Origin of the sequence: Paenibacillus barengoltzii NBRC 101215 (assembly GCF_004000745.1) — a bacterium.
GTDB lineage: Bacteria > Bacillota > Bacilli > Paenibacillales > Paenibacillaceae > Fontibacillus > Fontibacillus barengoltzii.
The window spans coordinates 1-15388 of sequence record NZ_BILV01000104.1 but is presented as its reverse complement, the minus strand read 5'-3'; the positions used below and the strand labels follow the sequence as shown (position 1 = coordinate 15388).

15 protein-coding genes are annotated in these 15388 nt (G+C 52.7%); 10 read left to right on the top strand and 5 right to left on the bottom strand.

The window, feature by feature from the left end:
* Positions 1–280, bottom strand: a 280-nt coding sequence (locus tag PBA01S_RS21080; RefSeq protein WP_164744227.1) for a transposase, incomplete at its 3' end; no start/stop codon positions are given.
* A gap of 383 nt (positions 281–663) precedes the next feature.
* Here PBA01S_RS21080 and PBA01S_RS21075 point away from each other — a divergent pair.
* The 9 genes from PBA01S_RS21075 (at position 664) to rbsK (ending at position 10948) form a co-directional block, all read left to right on the top strand.
* Entirely contained in the window at positions 664–1101 is a 438-nt protein-coding gene (locus PBA01S_RS21075) for a MarR family winged helix-turn-helix transcriptional regulator (RefSeq protein ID WP_009225490.1), read from the top strand.
* Between the two features lie 18 nt (positions 1102–1119).
* Positions 1120–2763 (top strand): MDR family MFS transporter, encoded by a 1644-nt coding sequence (locus PBA01S_RS21070; protein ID WP_016311252.1) that lies wholly within the window; start codon positions 1120–1122, stop codon positions 2761–2763.
* 360 nt (positions 2764–3123) lie between these two features.
* Positions 3124–4290, top strand: a complete 1167-nt coding sequence (locus PBA01S_RS21065) for a serine hydrolase domain-containing protein (RefSeq protein ID WP_127576670.1) — start codon at positions 3124–3126, stop codon at positions 4288–4290.
* A 77-nt stretch (positions 4291–4367) separates the two neighbouring features.
* On the top strand, positions 4368–5327 hold the full coding sequence (locus PBA01S_RS21060; RefSeq protein WP_127576669.1) for a GNAT family N-acetyltransferase: 960 nt from the start codon (positions 4368–4370) through the stop codon (positions 5325–5327).
* Positions 5328–5405: 78 nt separating this feature from the next.
* Complete coding sequence (locus PBA01S_RS21055) at positions 5406–6698, top strand: ABC transporter substrate-binding protein (protein ID WP_127576668.1); 1293 nt, start codon at positions 5406–5408, stop codon at positions 6696–6698.
* 12 nt (positions 6699–6710) lie between these two features.
* On the top strand, positions 6711–7613 hold the full coding sequence (locus PBA01S_RS21050; protein ID WP_028540031.1) for a carbohydrate ABC transporter permease: 903 nt from the start codon (positions 6711–6713) through the stop codon (positions 7611–7613).
* Positions 7613–8488 carry a carbohydrate ABC transporter permease gene (locus tag PBA01S_RS21045; protein ID WP_016311257.1) on the top strand — a complete coding sequence of 292 codons (876 nt, stop codon included), beginning with the start codon at positions 7613–7615 and terminating at the stop codon, positions 8486–8488. Before PBA01S_RS21050 ends, PBA01S_RS21045 begins: the two co-directional genes overlap by 1 nt.
* A gap of 57 nt (positions 8489–8545) precedes the next feature.
* Positions 8546–9253 (top strand): PIG-L deacetylase family protein, encoded by a 708-nt coding sequence (locus PBA01S_RS21040; RefSeq protein WP_127576667.1) that lies wholly within the window; start codon positions 8546–8548, stop codon positions 9251–9253.
* Between the two features lie 372 nt (positions 9254–9625).
* The gene (gene rbsK, locus PBA01S_RS21035) at positions 9626–10948 is read left to right on the top strand and encodes a ribokinase (RefSeq protein WP_127576666.1); all 1323 of its coding nucleotides are present in this window, start codon (positions 9626–9628) and stop codon (positions 10946–10948) included.
* 82 nt (positions 10949–11030) lie between these two features.
* Here the strand turns inward: rbsK and PBA01S_RS21030 are convergent, their stop codons facing one another.
* The 4 genes from PBA01S_RS21030 to PBA01S_RS21015 form a co-directional block, all read right to left on the bottom strand.
* Positions 11031–11573, bottom strand: a complete 543-nt coding sequence (locus tag PBA01S_RS21030; RefSeq protein ID WP_028540033.1) for a flavin reductase family protein — start codon at positions 11571–11573, stop codon at positions 11031–11033.
* A 244-nt stretch (positions 11574–11817) separates the two neighbouring features.
* The gene (locus tag PBA01S_RS21025) at positions 11818–12492 is read right to left on the bottom strand and encodes an SOS response-associated peptidase (protein WP_127576665.1); all 675 of its coding nucleotides are present in this window, start codon (positions 12490–12492) and stop codon (positions 11818–11820) included.
* 97 nt (positions 12493–12589) lie between these two features.
* The gene (locus PBA01S_RS21020; protein WP_028540035.1) at positions 12590–13888 is read right to left on the bottom strand and encodes a sensor histidine kinase; all 1299 of its coding nucleotides are present in this window, start codon (positions 13886–13888) and stop codon (positions 12590–12592) included.
* Positions 13889–13899: 11 nt separating this feature from the next.
* Entirely contained in the window at positions 13900–14571 is a 672-nt protein-coding gene (locus tag PBA01S_RS21015) for a response regulator transcription factor (protein ID WP_127576664.1), read from the bottom strand.
* A 214-nt stretch (positions 14572–14785) separates the two neighbouring features.
* On the opposite strand from PBA01S_RS21015, the gene PBA01S_RS21010 reads away from it, so the two are divergent.
* On the top strand, positions 14786–15187 hold the full coding sequence (locus PBA01S_RS21010; RefSeq protein WP_036701194.1) for a beta propeller repeat protein: 402 nt from the start codon (positions 14786–14788) through the stop codon (positions 15185–15187).
* Positions 15188–15388: the final 201 nt, after the last annotated feature.

Here is a 15388-nt window from a genome sequence, read left to right as displayed (position 1 = left end):
CTGGGAGCAGGAACAGCTCCAGTGCTTGAAACCACTTCACCAAAGGCAGATGAGTTCTTTCAAAAATGGTACCGACCAAAGGCGAGGCTTGATAGCCGCATCTTCCACATTCAAATAAAGGAATATGTCGAGTGGACAGACGGTTGCACTCGGTATAAGCGCAGCGCGGGCAGACAAAGCCATTTGGCCACTTCATCGCGATGATCGCCTCGATGCAATCGGCTTCGCTTCGAAAAGGGCTGCTAAAAGATTGAAGCTCTGAACTCGTACTGATCTCCATGTCCGATCCCTCCACAATCAGAAATGCGCACATTCGTTCTCTTATTTCATTATACCAAACATATGTTCGTTAATCAAGAAAAATATTCCAGACCTCATCTTTTTCTATATGTCGGATGAAATGATCCCCTATAAATTAAATGAATAAATCCCCAATTACTGAACGAAAGGGATAATGGTGCAAAAGGGGTGCGCAAAGGGGTACAGGGTTACTGTACAGTGTTACTGCATTTTGTGCTGCCAAAAAGTATATTTGGACGAAAGCTTGACGCGAAAATTATTAAGGAGTATATTATTAACCGCTAAAATATTTAAGTAGTAAAGTAATTAAATTATGAAATTAATCGAATCGAACGGCTCAAGGCAGGAAGGAGGAGAGAGACGATGGTGAAAAAAGAAGAGCTGTTCGAAGTTACCTCGATGTTTCGAATGCTGTTCAAGGCGATCACCCAGGAGTGGAACAAACGCGGGGGCGAGTTTAACCTTAGTTTTCCGCAATATAAGATGCTCTACATGCTCAATACTTCCGGGACGCATACCGTATCACAGATTGCAGAGAGCTTGGGGATTACCTCGGCAGCCATCACGGGAATTACGGACCGGCTGGTCACGGAAGGATATGTGAACCGTGAACGCGGGGAGAACGACCGCCGGGTTGTCAACATCTCGATTACCGATCGGGGGAGAGAAATCATGAATCAGATCACCGAGCGGCAGAAGGAGATGCTCGAGGGGATTTTTGATCAGTTGCATGAGGAAGATCTACAGCATTTGCGGCGAATTCTTGGCGTGGTGCTTGCAAATATAGAAAATAAATCATAACGGAGATGGAGAAACTACATGGAACATTTATCACTTAAACGTAAAGTTTCGATCATGATCGCTATCATGGCCGCGATGTTCTTCGCCGCCATTAACCAGACGATCGTGAGCACAGCCATGCCGCGAATCATTTCGATTCTGGACGGCATGGACTATTATACTTGGACGATTAACATTTACTTGCTGACGTCCACAATTGCTACTGTCTTGGTCGGCAAGTTGTCCGATATGTACGGGCGGAAGCCGTTTCTATTGATTGGGATATTGCTCTTTATGGTGGGCGCATTTATGACGGGGACATCTTCGAACGTGTTCCAGTTCATCGCCTACCGCGGGATTCAAGGGATCGGTGCCGGGATTATCCAATCGACGGCCTTTACGGCTGTAGGTGACTTGTTCCCGCCGCGGGAACGTGGGAAATGGATGGGTCTGATGACCGCGATTTTCGGCTTCTCGAGCGTGCTCGGCCCAACCTTGGGCGGTTACCTCGTCGATCACATGGATTGGCACTGGCTGTTCTGGATCTTCCTGCCGCTGGGCATCGTTGCATTTATTATGATTTTGTCGCTGTTTCCAAAAATGGAACGCGGCAGCTCCCAAAGTATCGACTATGTCGGCTCGCTATTCATGACGACGACGATTGTGCCGCTGCTGTTGGCCTTCTCTTGGGCCGGAACAACCTACGCTTGGGGTTCGACGCAAATCATCGGCCTGCTTGTGGCCTCGGTCGTATCTGGTTTGATCTTCGTATTCGTGGAACTAAAGGCGAAAAATCCGATTTTGCCAATGCATTTGTTTAAAAACGATGTGGTGACGATTTCGAATATTATCGGTTTTATTATGAACTTCGGGATGATGGGCGCCCTGATTTATCTATCGTTCTTCGTACAGGGCGTGTTGGGCATTTCGCCGACTTATGCGGGCTACGTAACGATGCCGATGTCTATCGTCATGGTTGTCGCGAGTGCTATCACTGGTCAAATGATTGCTAAGAAAGGGAAATACAAACAGTTTGCCTTGTTTGGCGTTCCGATCATGATCGCCGGGATGGTCATTATGATTTTCATGAACAGTGTACCGGTTGCCATTCTTAGTATGATCGTATTTGGTTTAGGCCTGGGCGTTGGGATGCCGGTGTTCTCGCTGGCTACGCAAAATGCCGTGCCGCATAAAGAGCTGGGCGTCGTTACTGCATCGACGCAATTGTTCCGTAACCTTGGCGGTACGATTGGGATCGCCGTGATGGGGACGGTAATGTCCAACAACTTGACGAAAAACCTGAAAGAGGCGCTGCAATCCTCGTCTGCACCGGATATGAGCCAGATGGACCCGCAAGTAGTTCAGCAAATGACGGCTTTCGCGAATCCGCAGACGTTGATGAACAAACCGCTGCTGGAGCAAACGCAAGCTAGTTTGCCGGCCGATGCACAGCCGCTGTTTGCGCAGATGATTCAAGGCATCCGTGATGCCTTGGGAACGACGTTATCTACTGTATTTTTAACAGGTACATTGGTGCTCGTTGTGGCCTTCGTGCTGGTCTTCTTCCTTCGCGAGCTGCCGCTTCGTTCCTCGAACCAGGCACCAACTCCTCAAAGCGCTAAAGAGGGTGGCGAGGAAGGTGCGGTGCAAGCTGCACAAGCTTCGGCTCCGCATCAAGCTTAAGTAGAAAATTTTCTATGTAAGTCATAGCTGTTAAAGCAAGCCAGGGTTCTCGCATTTCGGATGCGAGAACTCTGGCTTTTTGCGTTAAGTTGATGTGAGAAAAACGTGGCGAAAAATGTTGATTAAAGAGAAGTATTGGACAATTTTGCGGAATTAAATTTCAAAATATATTTTCTTATTGAAATAAAATTTCAACGTCTTTATAATTGCCCTAAGAGCAAAACTATCAGCTGATTTAAGAGAGCGGGGGTGGTGAACATGCCGGTACAAATCAGTTGGCCTCCATCGTAGAAAAATGCCTTCTGTCTATACCGGATTACACGGGTAAGCTCCCGTACGTAACGCTAAGGAGGGGTGCAGATGAGCGAAGTGAACTGGCTCGAGGATACGGAAGCGGCGGAAGCCATGGGACTGGACCCGGCCCGAGTCCCATGGATCGGGAACACGCTGCGCGAAGCGGTGAGCGCAGGGGAGACTCCCGGCGGAGTTGCGGTCGTGTCCCGGCGCGGCAGGCGCATTCGCTTCGCCTGCGGCAACGCCGTGGATGACGACACCGGGCAGACGCCGGTCTCGTTTGAGACGATCTTCGACTGCGCCTCGCTGACGAAGATCGTGGTGACGCTGCCGCTGACCTTGCTGCTGGCCGAACGAGGCCAGCTGCGGCTGGATGATCCGGCAGCGATATATCTCTCGCCCCTGGCCGCCGCAGAAGCGAAGCGGCGGTCAGGGACGAGGGGAAAGCAGATGACGCTTCGGCATCTGCTCACGCACACGGCGGGCCTGGCACCGTTCTACGATCTGCACTCCCACGGCTTCAGCCGGGAGGAGATCGTGGACTACATTTGCCAGGCTCCGCCGGAGGCGGCCCCGGGCGCTAGGGTGGTGTATAGCGACCTGGGCTATATTTTGCTTGGCGAGATCATCGCCAAGGTAGCGGGACGCCCGCTGCCGGAGCTGGCGGCAGCGGAGCTGTTCACGCCGCTGGGTCTCGCGTCCAGCGGCTACCTCACGGCACCGGCGCCGGAGGTGCGCCGGCGTCTCGCCTCAACCGCCGAGCCCGGCACGGCGGTTGGCGCGGGTCCCGCGGGCGTTCCCGTCCACGACGAGAACGCCCGGGCCCTGGCCGGCGTCAGCGGGCACGCCGGCCTGTTTGCCACCGCAGACGATCTGGCATCGTACGCGGAGCTGTGGCTCGGCCGCGGCTACAGTGCCGCCGCTGGCCGGCGGGTGCTCTCGGCCGCGGCGGTGGAAGCCGCCACGCGGCCGTGCACGGACGGCGTGCCGGGCGGCTGCCGCGGCCTCGGCTGGGTGCTGCGCGGCGATCCGTTTGACGCCGCCGGCGACCTGCTCTCCCCGGTGGCCTATGGCCACACCGGGTTCACCGGCACCAGCCTCTACATCGATCCCGAACTGGAGCTGGCTTGCGTCCTGCTTACCAATCGCGTTCATTACGGTAGGGATCGATCCGTGGCCGGCTTGCGTGCCAAGTTTCACAACACGGTTGCCGCAGCGATTGCTGATGCATAGCAACTGCGGCAACAGGGACCGTTGATCGCGAAGTTTATTTCAAAATAGTTCAACGCTACAGAACAGGAGGGATCATCATGGGACAAATCGCAACCCGGGGGTACCGGCCTGGCGACGAAGGGCCGCTGGTCGAGCTTTGGAACCGCGTGCTGCTCCTCGACCCGGTGACGGCGAAGCGATTCCGGAATTTGGTGCTGCTGGACGCCAACTTTGATCCAGAAGGCCTGCGTCTCGCCTTCGACGAGACGGATCGGCTGGTTGGCTGCGTTTATGCGGTGCGCCGGCAGCTTCCGATGAGCGGCACAGAGCTGGAGCCGGAGAACGGCTGGATTCCATTCTTCTTCGTGGATCCCAGGTTTGAACGGCAGGGCGTGGGCAGCCGGTTGCTGCTTGAAGCTGAACGCTTCTTACGCGAGCACGGCCGCACGAAGCTGTTTTTCGCTTCCTACGCCCCGAACTACATCGTGCCCGGCATCGACGCAGCGGGATACCCGAAAGGAGCGGCATTTCTACAAAAAAACGCCTTTACCAAACAGTACTCCGCCGTTGCGATGGATTACAGCCTGGTGGGTTATGAAACTCCGCCCGAGGTCGAAGCGCTGAAGCGGCAAAGGGAGGAGGAAGGTTATACTTTTCGCACGGCGCACGATAGTGATTTGACGGAATTAATCCGCTTTAATCTGGAGATTTTTAATCCGGACTGGGCTCGCGCGATCCGTGAAGGGATTCTTCAAGGGTTGCCGCTGGAGCAAATTTTAGTGGCCCGTGAGCGCGGCCGGCTTGTCGGCTTCTGCCTGTTTGGCGGGTACGAAGGGATTCGCGAACGATTTGGGCCATTTGGTGTTCATCCGGATCAACGCGGCCGGGGCATCGGCAAAATTCTACTCCATCACTGCCTTCACACCATGCGCGCCCACGGGCTGCACGGAGCCTGGTTTCTCTGGACCGGCGAGCAGAGCCCGGCAGGGCACCTGTACAAACAAACCGGTTTTTCGGTGACAAGAACCTTCGACATCATGGTCAAGACCCTCGCATAAACACCTCATCCGCTTTGCGTAAAAACAGAACAGCCACAAGCAAACACGATCCTAAGTCCGATCCTGGGAGGGAGAAGCGTGAAAAAAACGTTCATTTGGCTTTTAACGATCGTCTGCGCCATCGGCATGACCGCCTGTTCATCCGGCAACAACGCGAGTTCCTCCTCGAAAGTGACCCTCACCTTGCTCTCGCATTATACCGGTGAAAACGAGAATTTCCTCAAACCTTACATCGAACAATGGAACAAAGAGAACCCCGACATCCAGGTGAAGCTGACGCCGGTCGAATTTGACCAACTGCTCAGCACGATGATGACCAAGCAGACCGCCGGTCAAGTGGCTGACATTGTCCATACGTACACCTTATGGGGCGGACAGCTATCCAAGAATAAGGTGCTGGCTCCGGCACCGGAGGATGTTGCGGCTGACATCAGAGAGAATTACCCCGAATCCGCCGTGGCTGCAGCAACGATCGACGGGCAAATCTTTGGTTATCCGACCGAAGTGCAGGCATATGGTCTGTTCTACAACAAGCGGTTGCTGAAGGAAGCAGGTTTTGAAGCACCGCCGAAAACGTGGGATGAATTGCTGCAAATGGCTTCGGCCATCGAGCAAAAAGACAAGGACGGCAAAACCACCGTACAAGGTTTTGGCTTCTTGCGAGGTTATGCCGGTAAAGTTGTCCAGCCATTTATGGGCCTGCTGGCTACAGCCGGAGGCACGCTGTTAAGCGAGGATTTAAGCAAGCCGAATCTCGATAGTGAAGCTGCAAAGCAAACGATCGATCTTTATTCGAAGGTTTACGGGAGTAACGGAATCTCCGACATCGGGTTTGAGACGACCAAGGCGTTTGGCGCCGGTCAAGTGGCGATGACGATTGAGGCCGGCTGGTGGGCGGGTTCCCTAAAAACGCTCATGAAAGACAGCTTCGTCGACGTAGGCGCTGCCCCGCTGCCTTCACCGGACGGTCAAACTCAAGGCTCGTTGGCCTATACCTGGGCCTGGGGCGTCAACTCCAAGTCGAAGCATCAAGAAGCGGCGTGGAAGTTCCTCAAGTGGTTTAACTCGGTGGAGGTGAAGAACGGATTGACGCCGGAAGGGAACTTCCTGATCGAAGGCTTTAATACGGTACCAGCGCGCAAAACCGATCTCGCCTCGCAGACGATCCAAGACAAGCTGGCCGCCGACCCGATCGCCAAAACGTTCTCTGATGCGCTGCAATACGCCAATCCTGAACAAAGCCCGGCCACCGCTTCGGAAATCCAGGACATTTTGTATAAGCAGATAGAAAATATGTGGGCAGGCAAAGCCACGAAGGAAGAAGTGCTTGAAAATGCCCAGAGGGATATCCAGGCGAAGCTGGGACAATAAGGGGACCGGCCAATGAAACAGAAGCTAGGTTTAGCATATCGAGAAGGCTTGGTTGGTTATTTGTTCCTGACGCCGGTGTTTGTATTTTACGCGATCTTCCTGGTGATCCCGTTTATCTTCTCCCTGTTTCTCAGCTTTACGGAATGGGGCGGCTTTGACCTTGCATCGATCCGGTGGGTAGGTTTAGCCAATTACCGTACATTGTTTTCAGCGAATTCCACCTTTCTGCATCCGATCTTGACCAACACATTCACGTTTGCGTTTGGTACGGTAGCCATTTCGTTTGTCTGTGCATTGGCAGTCGCCTATTTCATCACCCGTCTGCGCTGGGAAGGTCTATGGCGAACGCTGTACTTTCTGCCGTCGGTCACAACGGTTGTCGCCATCGGCAACATTTGGCTGTACCTGTACAACCCAACAAATGGGTTGATCAACGAAATGTTCACTTGGGTAGGTATCCCTCGGCAAAACTTCCTGCAAGACCCCAACACCGCGCTGACGTCGGTTATTGTGGTTGGAGGCTGGCTCGGGATCGGCAGTTCCATGCTGATCCTGTCCGCCGGACTCAAAGCCATCCCGGAAGACTACTACGAGGCGGCGGATCTGGAAGGGGGAAGCGTGTGGAAGGTGTTCCTCGGGATTACGCTGCCGCTGCTGAAGCCATCCATCACCTTCGTACTGATCACCTCGTTTATCGGCGGGCTGCAGTCGTTTACGTTGACCATGGTCATGACGCGCACCGGAGGTCCGGGCGATGCTACCAATGTTGCAGGTTTGGAGATGTATAAGCAGGCGTTTTCCTTTGGTAACTGGGGCCTTGCCAGCGCGATGGCGTTTGTGTTGTTCGTGTGCATCATGATCATTACGGCGATCCAAATGCGATTTTTTAGACAGGGAGGGGTGGAGAGCTACTAATGCGACGGAGAAAAAAGCCTTGGGTTTCCTTCACCATCATCGTCATCGGCTCCATCGCGATGCTGTTCCCTTTCCTGGATATGATCTTCAGCTCGTTTAAGGGGCCGGCGGAGTATAACAGCTTGTACTATCGCTTTTTACCGGAGACGTTCCAGTTCGGCAACTACAAACTGGCGTTTGAATCGTTAAACATCGGGTTGCTGTTCAAAAACAGCCTGCTCAAATCCGTCATCACCACCATTTTGGTGCTCCTGACGAGCTCGATGGCGGCGTATGCGCTGACGAAACTGCGGTTTCGCGGACGGGATGGGATCTTTCGGTTTATTTTGTCGACGATGATGATTCCGAGCTTTCTGTTCTTTATCCCGAACTTTTACATCATGACGCATTTTCCATTGGTAGGTGGTAACGATCTCTTTGGCAACGGGGGCGTAGGCGGGATGACGACGTCGATCCTGTCCTTGATACTCCCCTTTGCGGTTAGCGCGTACGGCATATTCCTGATGCGGCAGTTTATTATGACGATCAACAATGCGTACCTGGAAGCCGCTCGTATTGACGGTGCATCGGAGTTCCGTATTTATTTCCGGCTCATTCTGCCGATGACCGGGCCTGCGTTAGCCACTCTGGCGATCTTTGAATTTATTGGGCAGTGGAACGAGTTCATTTGGGCATTGATCATTAACTCAGTAAATCCCGAGCTGGCGGTCTTGCCCGTTGGGGTGCAAATGCTGAAGGACCACCTGGATCCGACGTTGACCCAACCGCTTCTGATGGCAGGACTTGTCATCTCGACGGTGCCGATCCTCATCGTGTTTATCATTCTGCAAAAATATTACGTCCGCGGCATGATGAACTCTGGGTTGAAAGAATAGGCGTGGCGGATATTTTGATTGCCAACAATACTACAACTTGAAGGGAGATTCCGGATCATGGAAATGGATAAACCACAACATATATTGGCCATCGGCGGGCATGCCGGAGATATGGATTTAACAGCGGGGGCCGTTATCGCAAAATACGTACAGGCGGGACATAAAGCGACCTTCCTGCACTTGACGCCAGGCGAGAAGGGGCATCCTAAGCTGTCCCCAGACGATTATGCGAAGCAAAAAATCGAAGAGGCCCACCGTTTCGCCGAAATCGTTGGTGCCGACGTACGGTTTCTTGCCTACAAGGATGCGGAGCTGCCAGTTGATGAAGAGGTGAAATATCAGGTTGCGGATGTCATCCGCGAAGTGAAACCGACGCTTCTTATTACGCATTGGAAGGGCTCGATGCATAAAGATCATTCGAACACACACTACATCGTTGAGGATGCCCGGTTTTATGCGGCGCTGAAAACGATAGAGCGGGCGCTGCCGAATCACTACTCCGGCCCGCTCTATTATACCGACAACTGGGAGGACCCGTATGACTTCCAGCCAGAGGTGTTCGTGGATATCCCGGAAGAAGCCTATGAAACCTGGGTAAAAGCGATGAACGTGTACGCCTATGCGCGCGGTGAAACGTCCGGCTTCCCCTTCATCGAATACTACAAAGCGCTGACCATCGTGCGCGGGGCGCCGGTCGGGTTTAAGCGGGCCCAGGCGTTTATGGTTCCGCGCGGTGCTTTAAATAAGCGGGTGCAGTTTTTATAGTATACACATGCCGACCGGGGCCTTGGGGTCCCGGTTATTTGATTATTGGACCTTTAACTGGAGTTGTTGCTCTCTGGCGGCCTCTTTTTAACCATTATCCCGTTGGTTCAGGAATACCTGAGTTAGGCGGTGAAGCGGGTGGTGGTGAGATCGATGGAGAGCGGGGACAAAATAGGTGGAGAGTAGACCTGATTCAGATACATAATGATGCAAAAACGCACGATCAGACTACAAGTTCGCATGCCATCTGACTGAAGGGGATAATGGTGGAAAAGGGGCTGCACAACGGTTGTTGTTCTGGATTCCAACTTGCTGAAAGCAAGCTTCTGGCATAAACTTGAGGGCAGAAACTAAGTTTAAGGGCGGATGGTTATGACTTTGACGCAACCTAAGGTGGCTGTGATCGGCAGTTTGAATATGGATATTGTGGTGGAGGCGCGGCAAATTCCACAGATCGGGGAGACTCTGCTGGGCGACCGGGTTCGCTTCATCCCGGGAGGCAAAGGGGCAAATCAGGCGGTTGCCGCAGCTCGTTTGGGGGCGAGCACCTCAATGATTGGTGCGGTTGGGGCGGATGCTTTTGGAGACGATCTGATGGCTGCCTTGCGCAAGGAAGGCATTGATGTCAGCGGCGTCAAACGGCTGACCGATACGGCAACAGGTGTTGCTTCAATTTACGTTGCCGATGGTGACAACAGTATTCTGGTTGTTCCCGGAGCTAACGATCAGGTGACACCGGCGGATATCGATCAGCACTTGGACAAGCTGAAGGAGGCCGATATCGTGCTGCTCCAGCTGGAAATTCCGGTGGAAACGGTGTTATATGCAGCGCGAATTGCTAAGTCGTTGGGCAAGAAAGTAATTTTAAACCCTGCCCCGGCTCGGGAACTTCCGGCAGAGCTTTATGGCTGTATCGACTATATAACGCCGAACCGTACGGAGCTGGGGAGATACGCCGGGATAGGATTGGACATGACGGATGTGAACAGCGACTTCCTCCGCCTGGCGATGCAGCGCCTCAAGGAACGAGGTGCGGCCCAAGTTGTGACCACGTTGGGCGCTGATGGATCGGCCTATTTGGCTGAGGCGGGGGAGGTTCGAACCGTGGCGGGACATGTCATTTCTGTTGTAGATACGACAGGGGCCGGCGATTGTTTTAATGCTGCGCTGGCCGTCGCTCTCGTTCAGGGGCAAAGTCTGGAAGAAGCCATACAGTATGCGTCGCTGGCTTCCGCGCTGGCTGTGACGAAGTTTGGTGCTCAAGCGGGTATGCCAACAGCGGACGAAGTGCGGCGTTTTGCGGCGGGAACGGGCTTGCCCCAAGCAACAACGCTAGGAGAGCAGATCCGCGTAAAGCGGATCTACGAAACGGCAGCCCCCGAGGACGGATACCGCATCCTCGTGGATCGCCTATGGCCGCGCGGGATGACCAAGGCCGATGCGGCGATTGACGAATGGATGAAGGGAATCGCTCCCAGCCCGGAGCTGCGCAAGGAATTCGCGCACCGGATGGAGCGGTATGCGGAATTTAGCACCAACTATTTGCGCGAATTGAACAGCAGTCCGGAATGCGCCGTGCTGGCGGACCGGATCCGCGAAATCGCGCGCGAACGTCCGGTCACCTTGCTGTATGCCGCCAAGGACCCGGTGTATAATCACGCGAACGTGCTGCGGCGTTGGCTGTTAGATCAGTAAAGCAACAAAGCTGCTCCCTCGCTATTGAAGCGAAGAAGCAGCTTTTTTTCGCGTAAGGAAACTAGAGAATATCACTGCGCTGTCAGCTCTGCTGCAAAAACCGGAACCCCTTCTTAACCCCGTCTCCGGCATATATCACCGGGTTCAGCTTGTCGATCAGCAAACGACCCTCCGCGCTCAAATATTCCTTGGCGACGGATCGGCTGACGATTCGGCCAAAAATATGGGTCAGCCCCGGGAATTCCTCGCTCTCGACAACTTCAACAACCCGGCAAGCGATGGAGATCGGACACTCTTTAATCGCCGGGGCATTGACATGCTCCGAAGCTACCGGTGTCAGGCCGGCTGCGGCGAATTTGCTGCCCTCTGCACCGGAGCGTGAACCGCAATAGTTTATTGCCTCCTGCAGGGAGCGATCCGGCAGGTTCACCACGAAGTCGGTTCCCGCCTTGAGATGCTGTGCGGCAAATCCTTTGCTGTTGTAGCCCAGCACCATCAGGTCCTTCAGCGAGTAAGAGGACGAGGACGGCGTCACGTGCGCAACCCCATTTTCATCGTAAAAGCTGGTTAAAATGACCGGGAAACCATAATACATTTTTTCAAAGTTAACCTCGATTTTCTCCATGTTACATCCTCCTAATCCATCTATTTCTTACCAAGAAGCTCTCTATTGAAGATAACGCTGGAAAAGGAGCGATAAGGTGATTCCGGTCACACTATCTTTTACAGAGCATGTAAGGTATGGCAAGCTCTGAAGGAGAGCGATAAGACGGCAGACTTAATTAAATTAAGCCAAATGAAAAGCTCCTGGACATGATCGTCCAAGAGCTTTTTTTGCATGTATATGTAACAAAGTTGCCCCCATGCGCTTAACGCTTCACCCAAGCTAACTCCAAGTCCATCTCCCGGATGCATTCATCGGAATCGTACCGGTCATTGTCGATCAGCGGCGTTACGGGATAGGCCTGCATCTCCTCCGCTGCATGCGGCCGCAGGATGGGGTCCAGTGCGTCGAGGTCACTAACCTCTTCATCCAGCCACCGGGTCATAGCCTCGGGGGACAAAATCGCCGGCATCCGGCTTTCAAACTCCCCGATCAGCGGGTTTGCCTCTGTCATCACGAGGGTACAGGTGCGAAGCGGCTCGCCGCGCGTATCCCGCCAAACTTCGTACAGGCCAGCGACCCCAAAGATACCGCGGTTTTTCAGCACAACGCGCACGGGATATTCCTTCTTACCGTCCTTCTTCCAATAATAAAAGCCATTGCAGGGGATCACACAACGCTGCGTACTGATGAGCCGACGGTACGTCGGATTCTGGTGAACGTTCCGCAGATCGGCATTCACCGCATCTTTGCCCCAATAAGGAACGAGCCCCCAGCGGAATTCGTCCAGCACCCGCTCTCCGTCCTGCTGTAATACCACCGGCGTGGGCTGTGTGGGGCTGATGTTAAAGCGATTTTTATAGTAACACATGACCCGTCCAATCTGAAAATGCTCCTGAACCTCCGGCAGCTCGGCCGCCATGGAAAATCGTTGACACATAAACTCTCTGCCTCCTTTACCAAGTTGTGATGTATTGTTTGCTAAAGGAGGAAAATAATTCAATAATTCATATTAATTTTTGGAGATATTCCGCGGATCACTTGGCAAGCGAAAACGAAAACGTAGTCGCTTGATTCTCCACACTTCTGACCTTTATCACGCTGCCATGTTGTTTGATGATCGATTGTGCGATGGAGAGGCCCAGGCCATAGCTGCCGTCTTTATACGTGCGGGAGCGATCGGCGCGGAAGAATCGGTCGAATACCTTTGGAAGATCTTCTTTGGCAATTCCGCGCCCATTGTTGGTAATGGAAAATTCGATGCGTCGGCCTGATCTTGTCAGCGACAGCCGAATCCAACCGCCTGGACTCGCATACTTGATGGCATTGTCGAGCAAGATGCCCACCACCTGGCTTACACCGTCTGGGTCCCCGGATACGATCAGGTCGGGCTCAATCGAACGGGTGAGGGAGAGCCTTTTGCTTGCTATTGCCGCTTCCATGGACTGGGAGACGGTGTCGACAACTTCACTAAGGTTAAAATGTTCTTTGTGCAGCGTTATCCGTTCATCGTCGGTTTTGGCAAGAATCAGCAAATCCTGGACGAGCTTGCCCATCCGGTCCGTTCCGGCCCGAATGTAATCAATCCACTTCATTTGGTTCTGAATGGTATCTTCCTGACTTGCGACAAGTGCGTCACAGTTCGCATGGATGATCGAAAGCGGCGTTTTTAGTTCGTGGGAGGCGTCGGCTACGAATTGCTTTTGCTTCTCCCACGCTCCTTGGATTGGCTTGATCGCCCGGTTAGCGAAGTAAAAGCTCACACCCAAAATCACAATCAGCGTGCTGATGCCAACGAATAGCAGGGTCATAAGAAGTTGATTTAGCGTGCTGTTCATCTCCGTAACATCCAGGAAAATGAGGCTGTAGTTTTGGTCGTTAACGGCTTGTGGAATCCCGTCTTCGCCAACGACCTGAACGCGGATGGGAGCGACGGAATACCGCCATTCTCTGTCTTCCAGTTTAATCATTTCATTCTCGTCTTGGTTCTTCCAAGCGATCTCCACGAGCTGTTGATATGCACTTTCAGGCAAATTAACGGCGGATTCGATACGGACGATCCTTCCGTCTTCGTCAACTTCCACATGAAAAGTGCTGATATCATCCGCAAACCTATGCCTTACTGTGGTTGGACTCCCGTTTTGTCCCGATGGTTGATTTGGATTGTCAGGCCCAACTTGGATTTGTGTCTCAGGCTGAGTATGAAGACGTTGACGAATATCCGCCTGCAGATTGCTGTACGCAATGAAATAGACAAAGGCGAATGCTGCAATGATGACGCCTGAAGTAATGGACAGATTTAAAAAAAGTAATTTATTCCGCAACGTACTGAACATAGTCCCACCCTCTACGGTTTCAGGATGTATCCCGCTCCCCGAATCGTTTGGATGATTACAGTTGAACCCATCATTCCAAACTTTTTACGAAGGAGGGAAATGTACATCTCCACACGGTTTTCGTCCGCGTCTGTCTCATAGCCCCATACTTTTTCAATTAGCATCTCTTTCGAGGTGACGAAGTTCTTTCTGCGCATGAGCAGTTCCAACATTTGAGATTCCTTGGGAGGAAGTTGGACCTCATCAGCCCCGCATCGGAGTATGTGAGCAAGCGGATCCAGCTGTAAGTCGCCGCATGTCAACAGTCCGTCCAGATGCAATATCGTTCCTCGCCGGCCAAGCGCTCGCAAGCGGGCAAGCAGTTCATCTGTTTGGAACGGCTTGGCCAAATAATCATCGGCTCCGCAATCGAGCCCATGAATTTTGTCCTCGGTCCCCCCTCTCGCGGTCAGCAAAATGATCGGGGTCATGATGTCGTTGTCCCGCAGTTCCTGGAGAACGGCGAGTCCGTCCATCTTGGGCAACATAATATCCAGAACGATAATATCGTAAATTCCCGAAAGGCCGTGATGTAACCCCTCTTCGCCGTCAAAGGCCAAGTCGACCGTGTAGCCACTTTTTTTCAATACCTGAGCGACGGCTTCTGCAATGAAAACCTCATCTTCCACAAGCAAAATCCTCAATCCTCTTACCTCCAATTCATCGCATAGACCCTCTTCACAAGAAATTATAAATGGCTTCCCTTTAGATAACCTTAAGGGCCGGACGGTTTACCGATGGAAGATATTGCTGCAAATTTCTCTGCAAATCAAAGGTTAGCTAAAGGTTCATCCCGTACGATGATCCATGTAAGCAGCGCTGCTTGATAAAAACACAAAAAAATGGAGGTATCCCACGATGAAATTCAAATTTCCATCTGCGATGAACAACAAGAAAAAACTAGGTACTTTGCTTGTATGCGGGGCGCTTGTTGCTTCCCTCGGTGCGGTATCGGCTTCGGCCTCCAATTCGTTCACAACCCTGTTAGTTAAATCGGAAGACGGTGCGAGATGGTACTCCGAAGACGACGGCAAAACCTGGAGCCAAGAAGCACCTAATGGGGTAAACGAAACGATTGATGCTGACGGCAAAGTGACCATTTCAAGAGGAACGGCTCCTGTGGAAGGGGATCGTCAGGGACCAACAGAAGGAGTCTTCACTCACAGGGGAGGCGTAAAATTGTTGGTGAAAACGGAGAACGGCAAGAAGTTGTATTCCGTTGACGGCGGCAAGACGTGGAGTAATCAAGCGCCTCAGTAATTCGGTTGCAAGTCAACAAATCCGCAGAGTGGGAGTGTTTTTACTCCCGCACTGCGTTTTTTTTGGATATGGATATGAAGCGATCCCGGAAACTTGGCGCCAAAAGCTTGCCATGCGAGAGACGATTGAGGATCTGGCAGAACGAATATGTTTAGTCAATTCCTAGGAGGACACAGCTCAGGCTGATGTCCTTTTTTTATT

What these genes read in the sequence shown, in the direction of transcription:
- PBA01S_RS21075 (WP_009225490.1), top strand. Translation starts at nt 664, where the DNA reads ATGGTGAAAAAAGAAGAGCTGTTCGAAGTTACCTCGATGTTTCGAATG.
- PBA01S_RS21070 (WP_016311252.1), top strand. Translation starts at nt 1,120, where the DNA reads ATGGAACATTTATCACTTAAACGTAAAGTTTCGATCATGATCGCTATC.
- PBA01S_RS21065 (WP_127576670.1), top strand. Translation starts at nt 3,124, where the DNA reads ATGAGCGAAGTGAACTGGCTCGAGGATACGGAAGCGGCGGAAGCCATG.
- PBA01S_RS21060 (WP_127576669.1), top strand. Translation starts at nt 4,368, where the DNA reads ATGGGACAAATCGCAACCCGGGGGTACCGGCCTGGCGACGAAGGGCCG.
- PBA01S_RS21050 (WP_028540031.1), top strand. Translation starts at nt 6,711, where the DNA reads ATGAAACAGAAGCTAGGTTTAGCATATCGAGAAGGCTTGGTTGGTTAT.
- PBA01S_RS21045 (WP_016311257.1), top strand. Translation starts at nt 7,613, where the DNA reads ATGCGACGGAGAAAAAAGCCTTGGGTTTCCTTCACCATCATCGTCATC.
- PBA01S_RS21040 (WP_127576667.1), top strand. Translation starts at nt 8,546, where the DNA reads ATGGAAATGGATAAACCACAACATATATTGGCCATCGGCGGGCATGCC.
- rbsK (WP_127576666.1), top strand. Translation starts at nt 9,626, where the DNA reads ATGACTTTGACGCAACCTAAGGTGGCTGTGATCGGCAGTTTGAATATG.
- PBA01S_RS21030 (WP_028540033.1), bottom strand. Translation starts at nt 11,573, where the DNA reads ATGGAGAAAATCGAGGTTAACTTTGAAAAAATGTATTATGGTTTCCCG.
- PBA01S_RS21025 (WP_127576665.1), bottom strand. Translation starts at nt 12,492, where the DNA reads ATGTGTCAACGATTTTCCATGGCGGCCGAGCTGCCGGAGGTTCAGGAG.
- PBA01S_RS21020 (WP_028540035.1), bottom strand. Translation starts at nt 13,888, where the DNA reads ATGTTCAGTACGTTGCGGAATAAATTACTTTTTTTAAATCTGTCCATT.
- PBA01S_RS21010 (WP_036701194.1), top strand. Translation starts at nt 14,786, where the DNA reads ATGAAATTCAAATTTCCATCTGCGATGAACAACAAGAAAAAACTAGGT.